We start from the raw sequence: 14,039 nt of genomic DNA, 5'->3' as shown, positions 1-14,039 counted from the left end.
GCCAGGCACACAACTACAGCCGCTCTAGCCGCGTGAGTTTTTGCGCTTGTTCTACAGGACACCGGAGCAGTAAGCGCCTCCGTTCCATACATCAGCGATGAGCCGCGCAGGTTGCCGCTGTTGAGCTTGGTATCTAGTTCCCAGTCGCCAGGCCAGCTTTGGTCGGCCCATCGCCCTTGAGATAGTCTGCAAAAAGGCCCTGCGAGGAGAGCGTGTACTGGCGAAGCGTGCCATCGGAGACTAAAGACGCATCTTTTTGCGATTTGGTGACAGGAAATTGCTGGGGGCGAGGGGAATTTAGCAGCATGAGCGAGCAAAAAGTAGTAGTGGTGACCGGCGGGGCCGGGGGAATTGGGATCGAGACAGGAAAGATCTTCCGGCGCGATGGCTGGAAAGTCGTGCTGGTGGATATCAACGCCGAGGCGCTAACGGGTGCCGCCGAGCAAGTGGGCGAGGGGACAGAGACCGCCGTTTTGGACATCCGCAACGTCGCGCAGATCCGAGAGGTCTTTGCGGCCTTGGCGACAAAGCTGGGGCGGCTGGACTGCTTGGTCAACAACGCCGGGGTCTTTCGTCTGGAGCCGATCTGGGATGTCACGGAAGAGACCTACGACTGGCTGATGGACATCAACCTCAAGGGGGCATTTTTCTGTACCCAGGCCGCCGCTGTTGAGATGAAGAAGTTTGGCAATGGCGGCGTCGTGGTCAATGTTGCCAGCGCCGCCGGGCGCTCCGGTCGGCCCACGCAGACTATTTATGGCTTGAGCAAGGCGGGAATGATCCATCTCACCAAGTCCGCCGCGATCTCGCTGGGCGAAGAGGGCATTCGGGTTTGCTGTGTCTGCCCCGCCGCCGTGGATACGGGCATGATGCAGAAAAACTTCGCCGAGCGCCGCCAGACCGGCGGCGACAAAGATGTGGAAGCCTTCATGGCTAAGCTACTCGTCAAGCGCCTCTCCCGCCCCGATGAGATCGCCGAGCTGATCGCCTATCTTGCCAGCGAGAAAGCTGCCTACATCACGGGCGGCTCAATTGACATCTCCGGCGGCTTGGACATGCACTAAATGAAACGAAATGTACTGGTCGCACTGGCGCTGATACTACTGGCACTTGCGCCTGTTCAAGCTCAGGCGCAAGAGGGTGTGGTCTTTGAGAAGGGTATCGAGTTCACCAACCCCGATGACCAGCACCTGAAGCTCGATCTCGCGCGGCCTGAAAAAGGCGACGGGCCGTTTCCTGCCGTGCTTTGTATTCATGGCGGCGGTTTTCGTGCCGGAACCCGCGATGGCTACGATGGGCTCATCAAGCAGCTCGCGGCACGGGGCTATGTCGCGATCACGGTGGACTACCGGCTTGCGCCTAAGTACCCGTTTCCTGCCGCCATCCACGATGTGAAAGCCGCCGTGCGCTGGCTGCGGGCCAATGCCGCCAAGTACCACATCAACCCGGAGCGGATTGGGGTGACGGGCGGCTCGGCGGGTGGGCACTTGGCTCTCTATCTGGGGGTAACGGGTGGCGTGAAAGAGCTGGAGGGCGAGGGTGGAAACCCCACGCTGTCGAGTAAAGTCAACTGCGTCGTGAACTTCTACGGCCCCAGCGATCTGACCAAGTCCTATGGCAAGAGCGTGGATGCCGCCGAGGTGCTGCCGCTGTTTCTCGGGGGCAATGTGGAAAAAGAACGTCCCAAGCACATTACGGCAAGCCCGCTCTACTGGGTAACTCCGCAAGCGCCACCGACCCTCTGCGTGCACGGCACCAAAGACAACTATGTTGCCTACGAGCAGTCTATCTGGATGGTGGATCGCCTTCTGGCCGCCGGAGTAGACGCGGAGCTGGTGACCCTACAGGGCGCAGGCCACGGGTTCGGGGGGGAGCAAGCCAAGCAAGCCGATGCCGCTCTCTTCGCCTTCTTTGACAAGTACCTGAAACGGTAGAGAGAAAGCGATGATCTAGTTTTTAAGCAAATCTGCCGACTTATAATCCAGTATTTCACCGTGTAGGATTCCACACTCTACCCTGGTAGTTTTATGGTATCCTCACAGGCAATGTGTTTGTATAGGGGTTTAGTAAGCTATGCGGCGAGAGATGTTCACCGAGTCGGACTTTTCAGCGGAGCCTGATGCTCCTGCTCCTACGCCTCCTCCTGAGCTTCCCAAACCGAATTTGTCTGCCTATGAGCGTCCCTCAGAGGCTCCCGCGCCTCTGGTGACGGCCAAGACGGCTAACAAAAAACTGATCCAGCGGCTTGATCCGATGGAGCGCCTCAAGGTTGCGGAGCTCGCCAAGTGGGCGATACTGATTGGCCTGGGTGGTTTTTTTCTCTGGCTCAAGGCAGTGCTCTGGTCGGCGTTTATAGCATCGGGCAAGGCGCAGGGGCTCAGTGTTGCCTATAGCCTCGTGCCCGTGGGAGCCACGATTGCGGCGTTTGTCTCCACAGCACTCTTTCGCTCTTTTGCCGCTAAGAAAGCCACCAAGACCAAGGGAAGCGGCTACAAAGCAGTGGATGCTATCCGGGACTGGGCGATTACGGGTGTGATCACGGGGGTCTTGGCGGCCCTCGCGATCTTGATCGTGCGTGCGGTGCTCCCCTCAATTGGGACGGACAAGCCTTCCCCGGAGTTCTTTATCTCTCGGTTTATCGCCAACGCGATCGCCGCGATTGTTGGGCTGATGGTGGCGCGCAAGCTGGCACTGCGCGGCGATGCGGTGATGGGAGGCGGCAACTTAGGGCTGATTCAGCTCCTGCCCCAAGCGGCTCTGGTGGGCTTTCTCACGCTTCCGTTTAATAGCCTGATAGAGGGCACTATCCAGAGCTGGCCGTTCATGACCTGGGCAACAGGAGTTCCGACCCTGATCGGGTTTGCATGGGCTGGTGTGACTCTAAAGCTGGCATGGGACGCCGACAAGAAGCTACGTTTTCTCCAAGGCGGCAAGCAGGGCCGCGACTCACGCTACGTCGCCACGGGCGGTGAGGCGCTGGAGATGAACTTCACTGTGATCGGGGGCCGCGAGTCGGGGAAGACCGTGCTGCTGGCCGGAGCCTACAAAGAGTGGATGGAGAACACAGCAGAGCGCTATGGGGTAATTGTCAAGCCTGTGGACATCACGCCCGTCAACTACGAGCAGCTTGACGAGGCGCAGAAGCGTTATTATTTAGACCGCAACCTAGACTATCTCTCGGACTTGATCTACACCTATAACCAGTGGCCCCCTAGTACGCAGGGCATGCGCGAGTTCAAGTTCGATGTCTTTGTGCGCCTGCGTAAGAACGATAAGCCCGTTAAGGTGGCGCGCATCAACCTCCTCGACTACCCCGGAAGCTTGCTGGTGACCAGCGATCACTCTGCCGATGCCCATAAAAAGTACTGGAACCGGATCGCGGACTCAGATGGGATTCTCTTTGTCGGGGATATCTCAAGCCTACGACGTGGGGTTCAGGAAGAGGGGCTGAGTGATGTTCAGAATGCCTTCCGTGCTGTGATGGATATTCTCATTGATGGCAAGACCGATCGCAAGATGGGGGTGAACACCGAAGGCCGGATCGAGGGGAATGGAAAGAACCGCGTGATCCCAGTCGGGATGGTAATGACCAAGTGCGACGAGTGCGTGGATCTAACGAGTGGGCTGCCTGACCATGTGAAGATGGATGAGCTTATCTACGGCGAGCGACGGGTGCGCGGCAAAGACGATGTGAACTCATCACTGCTGCGCTACAGCGGCCCTTTCGGCATTCTCCAGGAGTGGGAGGAGAAGTGCCGCGCGACCGGTCCTGGTTTTGCCGATGCGGAGATCTTCAAGACCACAGCGATTACCGCCTCGCGTCCCGCCAATGGCCCCGATGGCCAGCCGGATCTCTCTCGCAAGTTTGAGATGATCTCCCCGCAGGATACCGCGCCCACCAACTGCGCCACGCCCCTGCTTTGGCTGACGGCACGGGCACTCCGCTGGAATGTCACCACGTTTACCGAGCTACGGCGCTGGCTGCTGGGAAGCACGGACACTACCACACAGAGGCATCTGGACGCGATCCGGCATATTGAGAGGGTTGTCGAGCTCTGGCAGACCGCCATTGAAGAGCGTCGTGCCACAAGGAAGTAAGCCATGAGTGATGAGCACATTGGGGTGCAGTGGGCCGTGTTCCGAAGCGGGCGTGGCCCCTATGACGACTATAAAGTGACGTCCATGGTGGCGGAGGGTGGGCCAGGGGTTCAAGAGAGCCTGACGGAGTCTATCCGCTTTGTCTGCCATGGCTTCTACTCCGATATCGAGCTGCCTAGCGTCGAGCAGAAAGTCTTCTTCTTCTGGCAGATCCGTAAAGACCTCTGGGCACTGAGCCGCATCACTGATGACCAAGAGCTTGCCGGGCAGCGGCGCGGGGTCGAGTTTCTTCTTTTGTTTCTTTCCAGCGAGCAGGTTCTCCGAATGGGAGGGCCACTGACTCTGATGGGAGCCGATGCGGTCTGGGAGGCGATTCAGGAGAAGTCGCGTGGACAGGACACGACTCTTTTACTCCTCACCCCGCCGCCACCCGTGGCCAAGGCAGCAGAGCCCACGGTGCCAGAGCAGCTTGCGCCCGAGCTTCCGTTCTCTCCGGCAAGTGAGGCGATGCTTCAGCGCTGGCTGCACTCCTTGATGGCAGTCAGCCAGTTTGCCACGTTTGCGACCTGGTGGCCTTCGACGCGTCCTACGCCCCGCGGTGTCTTTTCGGTGGTACTGCGTGCGCCCTCGCTCCTGCTGCCAGGGCGTGGGGAGATCAAGCAGCTCGCCGATCGCCTCTCCGCGGAGCTCGTCGGCGCACTTCCACCAACCCTCGTGGACGATGCGGCGACCCGCGAGCTAACCCAGACCCTAGCGCAAGATGCCAATCTGCTCGCGGATCATGTGGGAGAGACAATGCGCCTCGGGGATACTCTGGAGCCAGGCGACTGGCGGGCACGCACCAGCGAGGGAGCGGGGCTCGGGGCTCGCATGGCCCGAAACCTAAAGGCACTGGCACTGCGGGGCACTCTCTCTGAGGAAACCGTGGAAACGGTCGCACGGATCGGGCGAGAGTACGCACGCCTTGAGCTGGGCCTGGAGAAGCAGCCTCCTCCGTTTCGCCCTAGGCTCCTCCCTGAGCTCGATGACCCGCAAAACAACGAGCCGCCCACGATGGCCCCGCTCTCACGCCCTTTAGTGCTTGCCCTTTGTGCTCTGGTGTTCTTTGCGGCGGGCTGGGGGCTAGGCTATCTTACCGCTCCACAGGCCGCACGTCCCTCAGCGACTAGCGGCGTATCCTCCACCAACTAGCTGCCAGAGCGAGAGCAAAAAGAGCAGGGCCGCCGGCACAAAAGCGGCCCACTTGCTCTTTCCCAGCGCGGCAAACCCACCCACACTCACCAGCGCTACAGCCAGCAGTGAGGGTAGAAAGTACCGTCCCTGCGCCTGAAACACCTCGTAGACGAACTTCGTGAAAAACGGCACTAGACATAGTGGCACCAGCGTGGTAAATCCAAAGACAGGCTCGACGGATTTCTCTTTGCTGGCTTTGTAGAGCCCCAAGAGCGGCAACAAGCTCAGCCCCAGCGCAAGTAGGAGCAGAATGGGCGGCCCCACAAACTGCTTTGGGGGCAGATCGGGAGCCAGAAAATACCAGAAGCTTGCCAGCGAGCGGAGCCCTACATTGCGGGCATAGTCCTCGCCACTCCAGCCAAACGCCTGGCTAATCGCGCTGGGTGAAAAATTCGGCCCGGTGGCTTTGTAGATTGTCTGTGCAAGAAAATCGCCGTAGAGCATCTGGTTTCGCGCCAGCCAGGGAGCAGCCAAGGCAAGCCCAACTAACACGGCAGCCCCAAAGACTCCCACAGTGTCGGCAAACGTGATGCGCTTTTGCTTTATGGCAAGCGTACAGGCCACAAAGAGCACGGGATAGAGCTGGAGCACCGTAAGCTTGGTGAGCAGGCCCAGCCCGAAAAAGAGCCCTAAGAGTGCTCCTTCCCCCCAAGCATGGGCGCGGTGGGGCGGGGCGATATGTGGGGCGAAGAAGCGTGCCATGCGCCAGACAATCAGTGCGCAGAAAAAATGCGTGGTGGCATCGTTGCTGATCGCGCCGCCGAGCTGTGCCTGCGTGGGCAAGAGAGCCACAAACGCCGCCAGCGCGGGAGCCAGCTCGGGTCGCTTGGGAAAGAGATCTCGCCCCGCCTTCCAGGCAATCCAGACGGTCGCAAGCTGAAACGGTAGCGCGACTAAGCGTAGCGCCAGTAAACTCCCACCGCCTGTGATCGCAAAGACCAGCGCCGCGAGAGCGTAGTAGAGGGGGGGCTGATGCGCCTCATCCCGACTGATTGCTCCCTCGGGCAGCTCGGTCATTCCCTCTCGTGCCTGCATCTTCTCGATCACGGGCGCAGGCAAAGGCTTTCGGCCCTTACTTGGGACAAACATTACCAAGCCTTTTTGCTCGACCATGAGCCGAATATAGTCACGGTGCGATGACTCGTCGGGATTATGGTCAAGCGGGACTTTGACCGCAAAGCTCACCGAGAGCAGAAACGCGGCGGCAAGAATGGCATAGAGGGATTTCATACGCCCGCTCTCTCGCAGAGGGCTTTTATCTGCGCCAGAAGCGCCCGCTCTTGGCCAGGCAGGGTGATAGCACTCTCCAGCGAGCCGTACTGTACTTCAAGGCACTCCAGCAAGAGCGTCTTTATCGCCGCCTCGTCGGGGCTGTGTGGGAGCTTGCTACTGGTGTAGGCGCTCTCCAGCTCTTTTTCTTTCGTGACAAAAAACTCCTTGACTTGCTCTAGGCTCCACTCACCGCGTCGGATGGCTTTCAGCCGCTCACGATCACGTTGCAAGTCAAGATCGCCTAATGTCAGTATTTGCTCAATTTCATCAAGTAATCGCACTACATGATAGCCAAACTTCAGATCAAAACCGAACTCTTCGATAGTTTGTGCACGCTTACTGCCCTCTTGTGGGGTCTTGATCTCCATCTTATGGACTTGAGAATAGGCATAGCCCTTGAACTTATGCCACGCGCCTTTATGAAGAAAGATCTGGCGTCTCTCTCGCACGCGCTCACCAATCTGATTGCAGTAGAGCACGCACTCTCTTGGGGTGAAGAGCGAGTCTACGATATTGGGGTTGTTCTCCATCGCGAGCTGGAAGAACTTGACCAGCGAGAAGATCGTCAGGTCGTACTCGCGGCCCTTGCCCGCCAGAGCGTCTTTATCCTCCACGTGATGCTGCTGAAACTGCTCGAAGCGCTGAAGCTGCCGTCCAAAGCCCGGAATCTCGCCGCGCAGGTGTGGGAAGACATCGTCTTTGGGCGGGACGCAGAAGCCGTAGACATCCATGTCCGATGAGTCGGAGGAGACGCCATAGGCCATGGATCCCATGATGGTCTCGTAGGCGATGCAGCCGGGGAGCCACTTGGGAGGGCTGACCAGCTTGCGCAACGCGAGGCGCTCGACAGTGCTGCTCATCGCTTAAAAAGACTGTCCCAGGGAGATATAGGTGCGCGATGCATTGCCAAAGGCGAGATCAAAGCGAATCGGGCCAAGGGGGCTCTGGAAGCGCAGCCCAACGCCCCCTCCGACCTTTAGTCCACTCGCCGAGACACTCTGGCCCGGCAGCCAGGCATTGCCTGCATCAAGAAAAACCACTCCGGTTGTGTCTGCGCCTAGAGGGACTCGTGCCTCGGCAGAGCCTAGCACCATCTTATCGCCGCGCACGGAGAAGAACTCGTAGCCGCGTAGTAGGTCGAAGCCACCCAGAAAGAACTGCTCGGAGAGGGGCACATCGCCTGAGGAGATCCCTGCCAGAAGGCGAGAGGCAAAGACGGCATTGGGCTTCTTAGGAAGACTCATCGGGCTGTAGCGGCGCAGATCCAGGCTGGTCTGTGTGAAGCTACGCGTGCCTCCCAACAGAGAGCCTGCTGCTTCGTAGCGCAGGCGATGGAGAAGTCCTGTCCGTGGGTTGTCCGCACGGTCTCGCGTGTCCGCCGCGAGCGAGAACCCGAGCGCACCAACCGTCGCACCGGCGCGGCTCAGCTCTGCCGTTGGTGGATTGAGGCGATCCGGGACGGGATCGTAGCCCACCACATCACGCCGTGCGGTGAGGGCAAGGTTCCAGACTCCTCCAATAGGTCTGCCTAGCTGTGCATTGAAGCCCTTGCGGCGCTCGTAGCTCCGGAACGTTTCTATCGGAGTTCCAAACGTGGGCAGGAAAATTGTGTTCTGGTCATAGACACTCACGCCATAGGCGAGGCTTCGCGGGCCGATAGCAGGGCGCTGAAGAGTGACATAAAACGCCGTCCGAGGGTCTTCTTGCACCAGAAAGCCATCGTTATCAAGGAGCACCCGCCCAAACCGCTGCCACTGAGCTGAGACGCGCTGGGCATTTCCAAGCAGGTTGTTCTCTGTGAGGTCCACAAACCCCACCAGCCCCGTTCCATCGCCATAGCCGACGGTCGCGGCGACATTGCCGGTCTGCGATTCTTTGACCTTCACTACTAAGTCCACAAGGCCAATGGTGTCGGTGGCATCACTCTCTTCGGGAGGGACACCGCTGATAAGTACCTCGCTGAAGACTCCCAGCCGCCCCAGTCGCGCCCGGTCTTGCTGAATCGTTGCCGCGCGGTAGACCGTCCCTTCATGCTGCGAGAGAGCCTCGTGGATAACAGAAAGGCGGGTGCGTTTGGCTCCTTGAATCGTGATCTTTCGGATACGTCCCTCGGCAATCGTGAGAGAGAGCGTGCCACTTGGTGAGAGCTGGTAGCCGACGACTTGTGCAAGCGTGTAGCCCTTGGCCTGATAGAGCGCCTTGATTGCCTCAAAAGCGCCGCGGAGAGCTTCGGGTTGGGCTTCTTTGCCCTCTAGCATGGTTCTTGCAACTTCCAGTACGGAGGCAGAGGGTAGGACAGAGGTTCCGCTTACCTCAATACTCTGGATCCGCGTAATGTCTTGTGCTTGTGTCGGGGCTCCCACGAGAACCAAACCAGAACCTACGAGGCAAAAACGGCGCATGCCAACCGCCTTGACAGAAAGGAGAACCCTTGTTAGAATAGAACAGAGGGTATATACGACGATGTGGATCGGAATCCTGGTTTACTGCGTTGCCGCGGTAGCTTTCTATGCTTATCTGCTTGGCACCGCGTGCTCTGAAGTAAAAAACTAGTTACTCCCGGCTACCTGTGCTTACAGGTAGCCGGGAAAGTTTTTTTAGGTTCCACTCACTTCGTGGAGAATGTAGAGCAGGAGCGCTGTACTCATCCAGCCGATCACGAGGTTGCGGGTGTAGAGAGAGAGCATCTCATCGTAGCCTGCTTTGCCGCGGAAGTTGCTACTAGGAGTGTTGGCGACGCCACCGCCGAACCCCTCGTTTTTAGGGGTCTGCATCGTGACAATCCAGATGAGCCCTCCCGAGAGAATAAGCATCACTCCCGTGAGGATACCGATGACGATACTCATGACTCGTTGCCTGTCTTCTCTTTATTTTCTTTATCGCCTTCAGGCTTCTTTTCGTCTTCTTCCTCTTTAGCGGGTTCGCCATTGATGGAGTTCTTGAACTCACGGATTCCCTCACCCAGCCCACGGGCGAGCTGAGGAATCTTGCTTCCCCCAAACAGAACCAGAACGATCGCGCCGACAATAAGCCAGTCGGTGTAGCTTGTAAAATAGGCAAATGTTATGTTCAACATAGCAGTCTAACTCTTCTCCTTAAGCGCTCTCTGCCGCCGCAGCGACCCCTAGCGCTTCTTTTGTGGTCTCCGCCTCTAATACGGTGGTTCCCGCCTCCAGCTCAAGTGGCGGTACTACAGCGATAGCCTCTGCGAGCTGCTCCGTGGCGACCGCATCCACCAGCGTCTCCGTGGAGTGCTCTGTATCAATATCAATATCAACATCAACAGAGTGCTCCGTGTCCGCCGCTTCGATAGCTGGGTGCTCTGCGACAGCAGGCAAGCCATACTGATCCAGCGGCTCGTGGTCATAGGTCGTACTGACCGGAGGGGTGTACTCGTACGTGGGCGGCTCGTAGCGATCGTACGACGAGTGATCGTCCAAATCGAACGCCGACTGAACGTCATTGGACATCTTTTTCAGGTCACGCAGTGCCCCCCCGATCTGACGAGCCAGTTCGGGCACTTTTTGAGGTCCAAATATAAGCAGGGCAATCACCAAGATGATGACAATATTCTGCATTCCAAGATAAGCAAACGTATACATGATCCGCCTCTACGAAACACATTATATCGTGGCTCAAAAGTGCCTCGAAAAAACGCGAAACCCTCTCGTGACCCGCAACCTTAGATCTATTGTTACTACTGCCAGTTTGCTGATTGCTGTCCCCGTGCTTGCCCAGGAGCCACTCACTTCCCAGGCCTTGCGGAAATCGCCGGAGCACTCTACGTACTCTAGGCGCGGTTACGTCTTGGGCCAGCGGATGGAGGCGACGGTCTCTTCGCCATCACGGAGGAGCTTGAACTCGCCTTGAAGGTCGCCGCGCACGAGACCCTGGACGATCTGTAGCCCTAGGTCGTGGTGCTTGTCCGGGTTAAAGTCGGGGCGGGGGGTATCGCCCGTATTACGCACCTCTAAGAGCCAGTCATTGGGTTTTTCCATGAGGCGCACCAGAATCGTTCCCTCATCGGCGAGCTTGAAGCCATGCTCGACGGCGTTTTGCACCATCTCGTTGAGCACCAGCGCGACGGAGTTTGCCTGGTGGCTGGAGAGGCGCAGCTCGGGCCCCTCTACCCGGAACTCAATGCGCTTGTTAGGGAGCGTCAGGCTCTGCTTGGTCGCCAGAACGATATGCTCAGCGATCTTGCGGATGGAGATCGTGTCCAGATCCTCGCGAGAGAGTAGCTCGTGGACCGCAGAGACGGCCATCACGCGGCCTATGGACTCTTCCAGCACTTCGGTGGCAGGCCGATCGCCGGCGTAGTGTTTCTGGAGGCGCAAGAGGCTGGCAATCTGCTGGAGGTTATTCTTAACGCGGTGATGCATCTCCTGAAGCAGGGCACCTTTGACCATCAGCTTGGCGTTCTCAATCGCTACGGCAACTTGGTTACCTAGTGTCGAGAGCACGTTGAGCTCACCCTCAGTGAAGTCATGGGGCTGGTCGGTGTAGCAGTTGAGCACGCCAATCACCCGGTCGCGCACTTTGAGCGGCACACACGCTAAGCTCGTAAGATTCTGCTCACGGGCGATATCGCCAAACTTGTAGTCGGGGGATTTTTTGACATCAAGCACCGTGACCACTTTTCCCGTCTCGGCAGCGCGCCCAGCTAGACCTTCGCCAATATGAAGCGGTGGGCGACGGGCGTAGTCTTTTGAGGCGGCGTGCACGGCCTTGACGACGAGCTGCTGTTTCTCTTCATCCACCAGGCGCAGAGCGACAATCTTAAAGTTCAGGGTCTGGGCCATGGCCGCAACCGCGAGCTGCAAGATCTCTTCCAGATAGAGATTGGAGGTAATGGTTCGTGAGACCTCGGCCACGGTCGAGAGATGTGTGGCGCTTTTCTCGGCGTTGCGCACTTTGCGGCTGGTCTGGATGGCCCCCGCGACTTGGGAGGCAATGGCCGAGAGGAGCTGGACTTGGGTTTTGGTGTAGGTGTGGGGGGCCTGCGTGCGAACGTTGACCACGCCAATGCACTCATCGCGCCAGATAAGCGGCACCGAGAGAATGCTCTGGTAGCGGTCCTCGTTGAGCTCGGGGAGGAACTTAAAGCGCTCGTCGCTCCAGGCTTCGGAAGCCAGCGCGACGTGTTTTTTCTCCTTTGCAACCCACCCCGTGATCCCCTCGCCGATCTTCAGCCGTAGCTTGCCAATAAGGGGCTTGATCGGCTCGTCAGTGGCGGCGCGTAGTACCAGAGTGTCGCCCGACTCGTTGAAGAGATAGACCAGAGCGGACTCTGTGTCGGTCACCTCCAGAGCGATCTCGGCGATTAAGGGAAGGATGTCGTCGGTCGTGACCACCTGACCGGTGGCTTCAGAGATACGGCGGAGGGCAGCTGCCTCAGAGGCGCGTGCATCGAGTGCTTCTTCAAGCTGGCGGATGCGCTGACGGGCATCCGCTAGCTCGTGCTCGCGTCGCTCCAGAAGTCGCTGAAGCTCCTCTGCGGTTTGTTTTTGCACGTCAGACCGAGTTTGCGATAATGATCGCCTCAGCGATCTCACGCATGGACTTACGGGTATTCATGCTCTGGACTTGGATACGACGGAACGCGTCTTGCTCCTTGAGTCCGTAGAGATCCATTAAGATCCCCTTGGCGCGGTCTACCGCTTTTCGGGTCTCTAGCTTGTTCTCCAGGTCTGCCACTTCTTTCTCGATCTCCAGCATCTCCTCGAAACGAGCGATGGCGATCTCGATGGCGGGCATTAGATCTGCCTCTTTGAAAGGCTTGATCAGGTAGGCGAAGACGCCTGCATCCTTAGCCCGCTCCACAAGCTCCCGGTCGGAGTAGGCGGTCAGGAGCAGGACAGGTGCGACACCCTCCGTGGAGATAACCTTGGCGGCGTCAATTCCGTCCATTTGGGGCATCTTCACGTCGAGGATCACGACATTTGGCTTGAGTTCGCGGGTGACTTCGATCGCTTGGCGACCGTCCCCAGCCTCCCCCGCTACGATGTGTCCCATATTCTCCAGCGTACGCCGGAGGTCCATTCGGATGATGGGCTCATCGTCTGCGATCACAATTCGCAGTGGTTCCACTTATTCAAAACTCCTTACTTGTGTCTCAGCAGTAAGATCAAAACCTCCGCCATAGACACGCGACAGCTTTCGATTGTATACTGATTTTAGCATCCTTGCCACCTGCAAGGCTAATGAACAGGTACCAATGACAGTCTCCACCTCACCTCATGAATCGCCTCAGCAAGTTTCGGGTGCCTTTTGGGCACTGGTCGGTGGTGCTTTCGGGGCGTTTCTGCTCACGCTCCTCAACCGTTATCTAGGCGTTTGGGTGCCCATTCCTGCTGCGCAGAGTGTGGCGGGGCATCTCGGATCGCTAGTCTATCTGTTCCCTCTCTTGCTCGCCCTGATGACTGCCGCCGCAGGAGCGGCACGTCTTCCCCAGAGCCCAGGATTTTTAGGACTCGTGGGGCTTTTACTTGCCGTCCCTATGGGCGTGGTCTATCTTCTCACGGAGACATTCCGTGTGCCGGTGCCTCTGCCGCTCTTTCTGACCGCCAACAATCTCTTTTTGCCGGTGGGCGTGATTTTGATGGGGGCAGCCCTGGGGCGCAAGATTATCAAGCATCCCAACACACTCTTGGCGCTGGCGGGGATTGTGATCTTCTTTGATATCGTGATGGTGACCATGGGCACGGTGGCGCAGGCGATGCAGGCTAATTCTAAGCTGATCTCCTTGGTCTCTGTGGGGGGCGGCTCGCCCCAGCCGCAGCTACCGATGCAGCTCACGAAAGCCATCCCGCTTCTCTCTGGGGTGACGATTGGCCCCGCCGATGTGCTGCTGCCCGCGCTCTTCTTTGCGGCCATTGTCCAGTTCCCAAGGCTAAAGCCCGAGTGGCAGATCCCACTCAAGCGAACCTTCTGGTGGGTCTTTGGGCTTCTTGCGCTGGCGCTGGTGCTTGTCGAGACCACGGGCCTCCCGATTCCCGCGTGGGTGCCGATGGGGATTGGCCTGCTGATCGCCAACGCTCGCTACGCCGCTTTTTCCAAGCAAGAGAGGCGGGATCTGTGGATCGGGGCCGTCTTTGCGATTTTCTGCGCCGCGCTTATTATCGCTGGAGCCAAGCGCTTCTTCGCCAGTCAGCCCAAAGAGCCCGCCAGCAACCAGCGCGTCCCCAAGTGGGGCTGGCAGGTGGGAGTCGTTCGCGAGACAAGCGAGCGCTTGGTCGTGGGCGTGATGGCAAATATGCCCATCGAAAAAGCGGGCATCAAGCCGGGTGATGTGATTGAGAGCATCAATGGGGTCAAGACAGCCACTCTGATACGCAATGAGGACTGGTTTAAGGCGCTAGAGGATGCCGAGAAAACGGGGCTAAGTGTTCGACTGCGCCGCCTTGGCGAGAAGAAGCCGCTGGATGTGAAAGTGA

The 14,039-nt window shown here is 58.3% G+C and carries 14 protein-coding genes; 5 read left to right on the top strand and 9 right to left on the bottom strand.

Going from position 1 to position 14,039, the window contains the following annotated elements:
• Positions 1–133 precede the first annotated feature (133 nt).
• Positions 134–307, bottom strand: coding sequence for a hypothetical protein (locus AC1XOS_RS03045; RefSeq protein ID WP_481960741.1), 174 nt, complete (start codon positions 305–307; stop codon positions 134–136).
• Between AC1XOS_RS03045 and AC1XOS_RS03040 the strand changes: the two genes are divergently transcribed.
• The 4 genes from AC1XOS_RS03040 (at position 306) to AC1XOS_RS03025 (ending at position 5,289) form a co-directional block, all read left to right on the top strand.
• On the top strand, positions 306–1,064 hold the full coding sequence (locus tag AC1XOS_RS03040; RefSeq protein ID WP_481960740.1) for an SDR family NAD(P)-dependent oxidoreductase: 759 nt from the start codon (positions 306–308) through the stop codon (positions 1,062–1,064). The genes AC1XOS_RS03045 and AC1XOS_RS03040 overlap by 2 nt on opposite strands.
• Positions 1,065–1,934, top strand: a complete 870-nt coding sequence (locus AC1XOS_RS03035; RefSeq protein WP_481960739.1) for an alpha/beta hydrolase fold domain-containing protein — start codon at positions 1,065–1,067, stop codon at positions 1,932–1,934.
• Positions 1,935–2,073: 139 nt separating this feature from the next.
• Entirely contained in the window at positions 2,074–4,098 is a 2,025-nt protein-coding gene (locus AC1XOS_RS03030; protein ID WP_481960738.1) for a hypothetical protein, read from the top strand.
• Positions 4,099–4,101: 3 nt separating this feature from the next.
• Entirely contained in the window at positions 4,102–5,289 is a 1,188-nt protein-coding gene (locus tag AC1XOS_RS03025) for a hypothetical protein (RefSeq protein WP_481960737.1), read from the top strand.
• Here the strand turns inward: AC1XOS_RS03025 and AC1XOS_RS03020 are convergent.
• From AC1XOS_RS03020 to AC1XOS_RS02985, 8 genes are all read right to left on the bottom strand, one after another.
• Positions 5,257–6,561: a glycosyltransferase family 39 protein gene (locus tag AC1XOS_RS03020; protein ID WP_481960736.1), complete on the bottom strand. Its 1,305-nt coding sequence runs from the start codon at positions 6,559–6,561 to the stop codon at positions 5,257–5,259. The genes AC1XOS_RS03025 and AC1XOS_RS03020 overlap by 33 nt on opposite strands.
• Positions 6,558–7,463 carry a nucleotidyltransferase domain-containing protein gene (locus AC1XOS_RS03015; protein ID WP_481960735.1) on the bottom strand — a complete coding sequence of 302 codons (906 nt, stop codon included), beginning with the start codon at positions 7,461–7,463 and terminating at the stop codon, positions 6,558–6,560. The genes AC1XOS_RS03020 and AC1XOS_RS03015 overlap by 4 nt, the downstream gene beginning before the upstream one ends.
• Positions 7,464–7,466: 3 nt before the next feature.
• Entirely contained in the window at positions 7,467–9,005 is a 1,539-nt protein-coding gene (locus AC1XOS_RS03010; protein WP_481960734.1) for a BamA/OMP85 family outer membrane protein, read from the bottom strand.
• 195 nt (positions 9,006–9,200) lie between these two features.
• A complete protein-coding gene (gene secG / locus AC1XOS_RS03005) occupies positions 9,201–9,449 on the bottom strand; it encodes a preprotein translocase subunit SecG (protein WP_481960733.1) in 249 nt (82 codons plus the stop codon).
• On the bottom strand, positions 9,446–9,679 hold the full coding sequence (locus AC1XOS_RS03000; RefSeq protein WP_481960732.1) for a Sec-independent protein translocase subunit TatA/TatB: 234 nt from the start codon (positions 9,677–9,679) through the stop codon (positions 9,446–9,448). The genes secG and AC1XOS_RS03000 overlap by 4 nt, the downstream gene beginning before the upstream one ends.
• Positions 9,680–9,698: 19 nt before the next feature.
• Complete coding sequence (locus AC1XOS_RS02995) at positions 9,699–10,205, bottom strand: Sec-independent protein translocase subunit TatA/TatB (RefSeq protein ID WP_481960731.1); 507 nt, start codon at positions 10,203–10,205, stop codon at positions 9,699–9,701.
• Between the two features lie 198 nt (positions 10,206–10,403).
• A complete protein-coding gene (locus AC1XOS_RS02990) occupies positions 10,404–12,116 on the bottom strand; it encodes a GAF domain-containing protein (RefSeq protein ID WP_481960730.1) in 1,713 nt (570 codons plus the stop codon).
• A 1-nt stretch (position 12,117) separates the two neighbouring features.
• The gene (locus AC1XOS_RS02985; protein ID WP_309710968.1) at positions 12,118–12,693 is read right to left on the bottom strand and encodes an ANTAR domain-containing response regulator; all 576 of its coding nucleotides are present in this window, start codon (positions 12,691–12,693) and stop codon (positions 12,118–12,120) included.
• A gap of 127 nt (positions 12,694–12,820) precedes the next feature.
• On the opposite strand from AC1XOS_RS02985, the gene AC1XOS_RS02980 reads away from it, so the two are divergent.
• The coding region (locus tag AC1XOS_RS02980) for a PDZ domain-containing protein (RefSeq protein ID WP_481960729.1) at positions 12,821–14,039 on the top strand (1,219 nt) is incomplete at its 3' end.

Source organism: Armatimonas sp., from assembly GCF_964826245.1.
Note: the sequence above shows the minus strand (reverse complement) of the source record. Positions and strands in the feature narration are given on the sequence as shown.

Bases quoted from the DNA above. Each gene is read 5' to 3' on its own strand.
- AC1XOS_RS03040 (WP_481960740.1), top strand. From the start codon at position 306: ATGAGCGAGCAAAAAGTAGTAGTGGTGACCGGCGGGGCCGGGGGAATT.
- AC1XOS_RS03035 (WP_481960739.1), top strand. From the start codon at position 1,065: ATGAAACGAAATGTACTGGTCGCACTGGCGCTGATACTACTGGCACTT.
- AC1XOS_RS03030 (WP_481960738.1), top strand. From the start codon at position 2,074: ATGCGGCGAGAGATGTTCACCGAGTCGGACTTTTCAGCGGAGCCTGAT.
- AC1XOS_RS03010 (WP_481960734.1), bottom strand. From the start codon at position 9,005: ATGCGCCGTTTTTGCCTCGTAGGTTCTGGTTTGGTTCTCGTGGGAGCC.
- AC1XOS_RS03015 (WP_481960735.1), bottom strand. From the start codon at position 7,463: ATGAGCAGCACTGTCGAGCGCCTCGCGTTGCGCAAGCTGGTCAGCCCT.
- AC1XOS_RS03020 (WP_481960736.1), bottom strand. From the start codon at position 6,561: ATGAAATCCCTCTATGCCATTCTTGCCGCCGCGTTTCTGCTCTCGGTG.
- AC1XOS_RS02995 (WP_481960731.1), bottom strand. From the start codon at position 10,205: ATGTATACGTTTGCTTATCTTGGAATGCAGAATATTGTCATCATCTTG.
- AC1XOS_RS03000 (WP_481960732.1), bottom strand. From the start codon at position 9,679: ATGTTGAACATAACATTTGCCTATTTTACAAGCTACACCGACTGGCTT.
- AC1XOS_RS03045 (WP_481960741.1), bottom strand. From the start codon at position 307: ATGCTGCTAAATTCCCCTCGCCCCCAGCAATTTCCTGTCACCAAATCG.
- AC1XOS_RS03025 (WP_481960737.1), top strand. From the start codon at position 4,102: ATGAGTGATGAGCACATTGGGGTGCAGTGGGCCGTGTTCCGAAGCGGG.
- secG (WP_481960733.1), bottom strand. From the start codon at position 9,449: ATGAGTATCGTCATCGGTATCCTCACGGGAGTGATGCTTATTCTCTCG.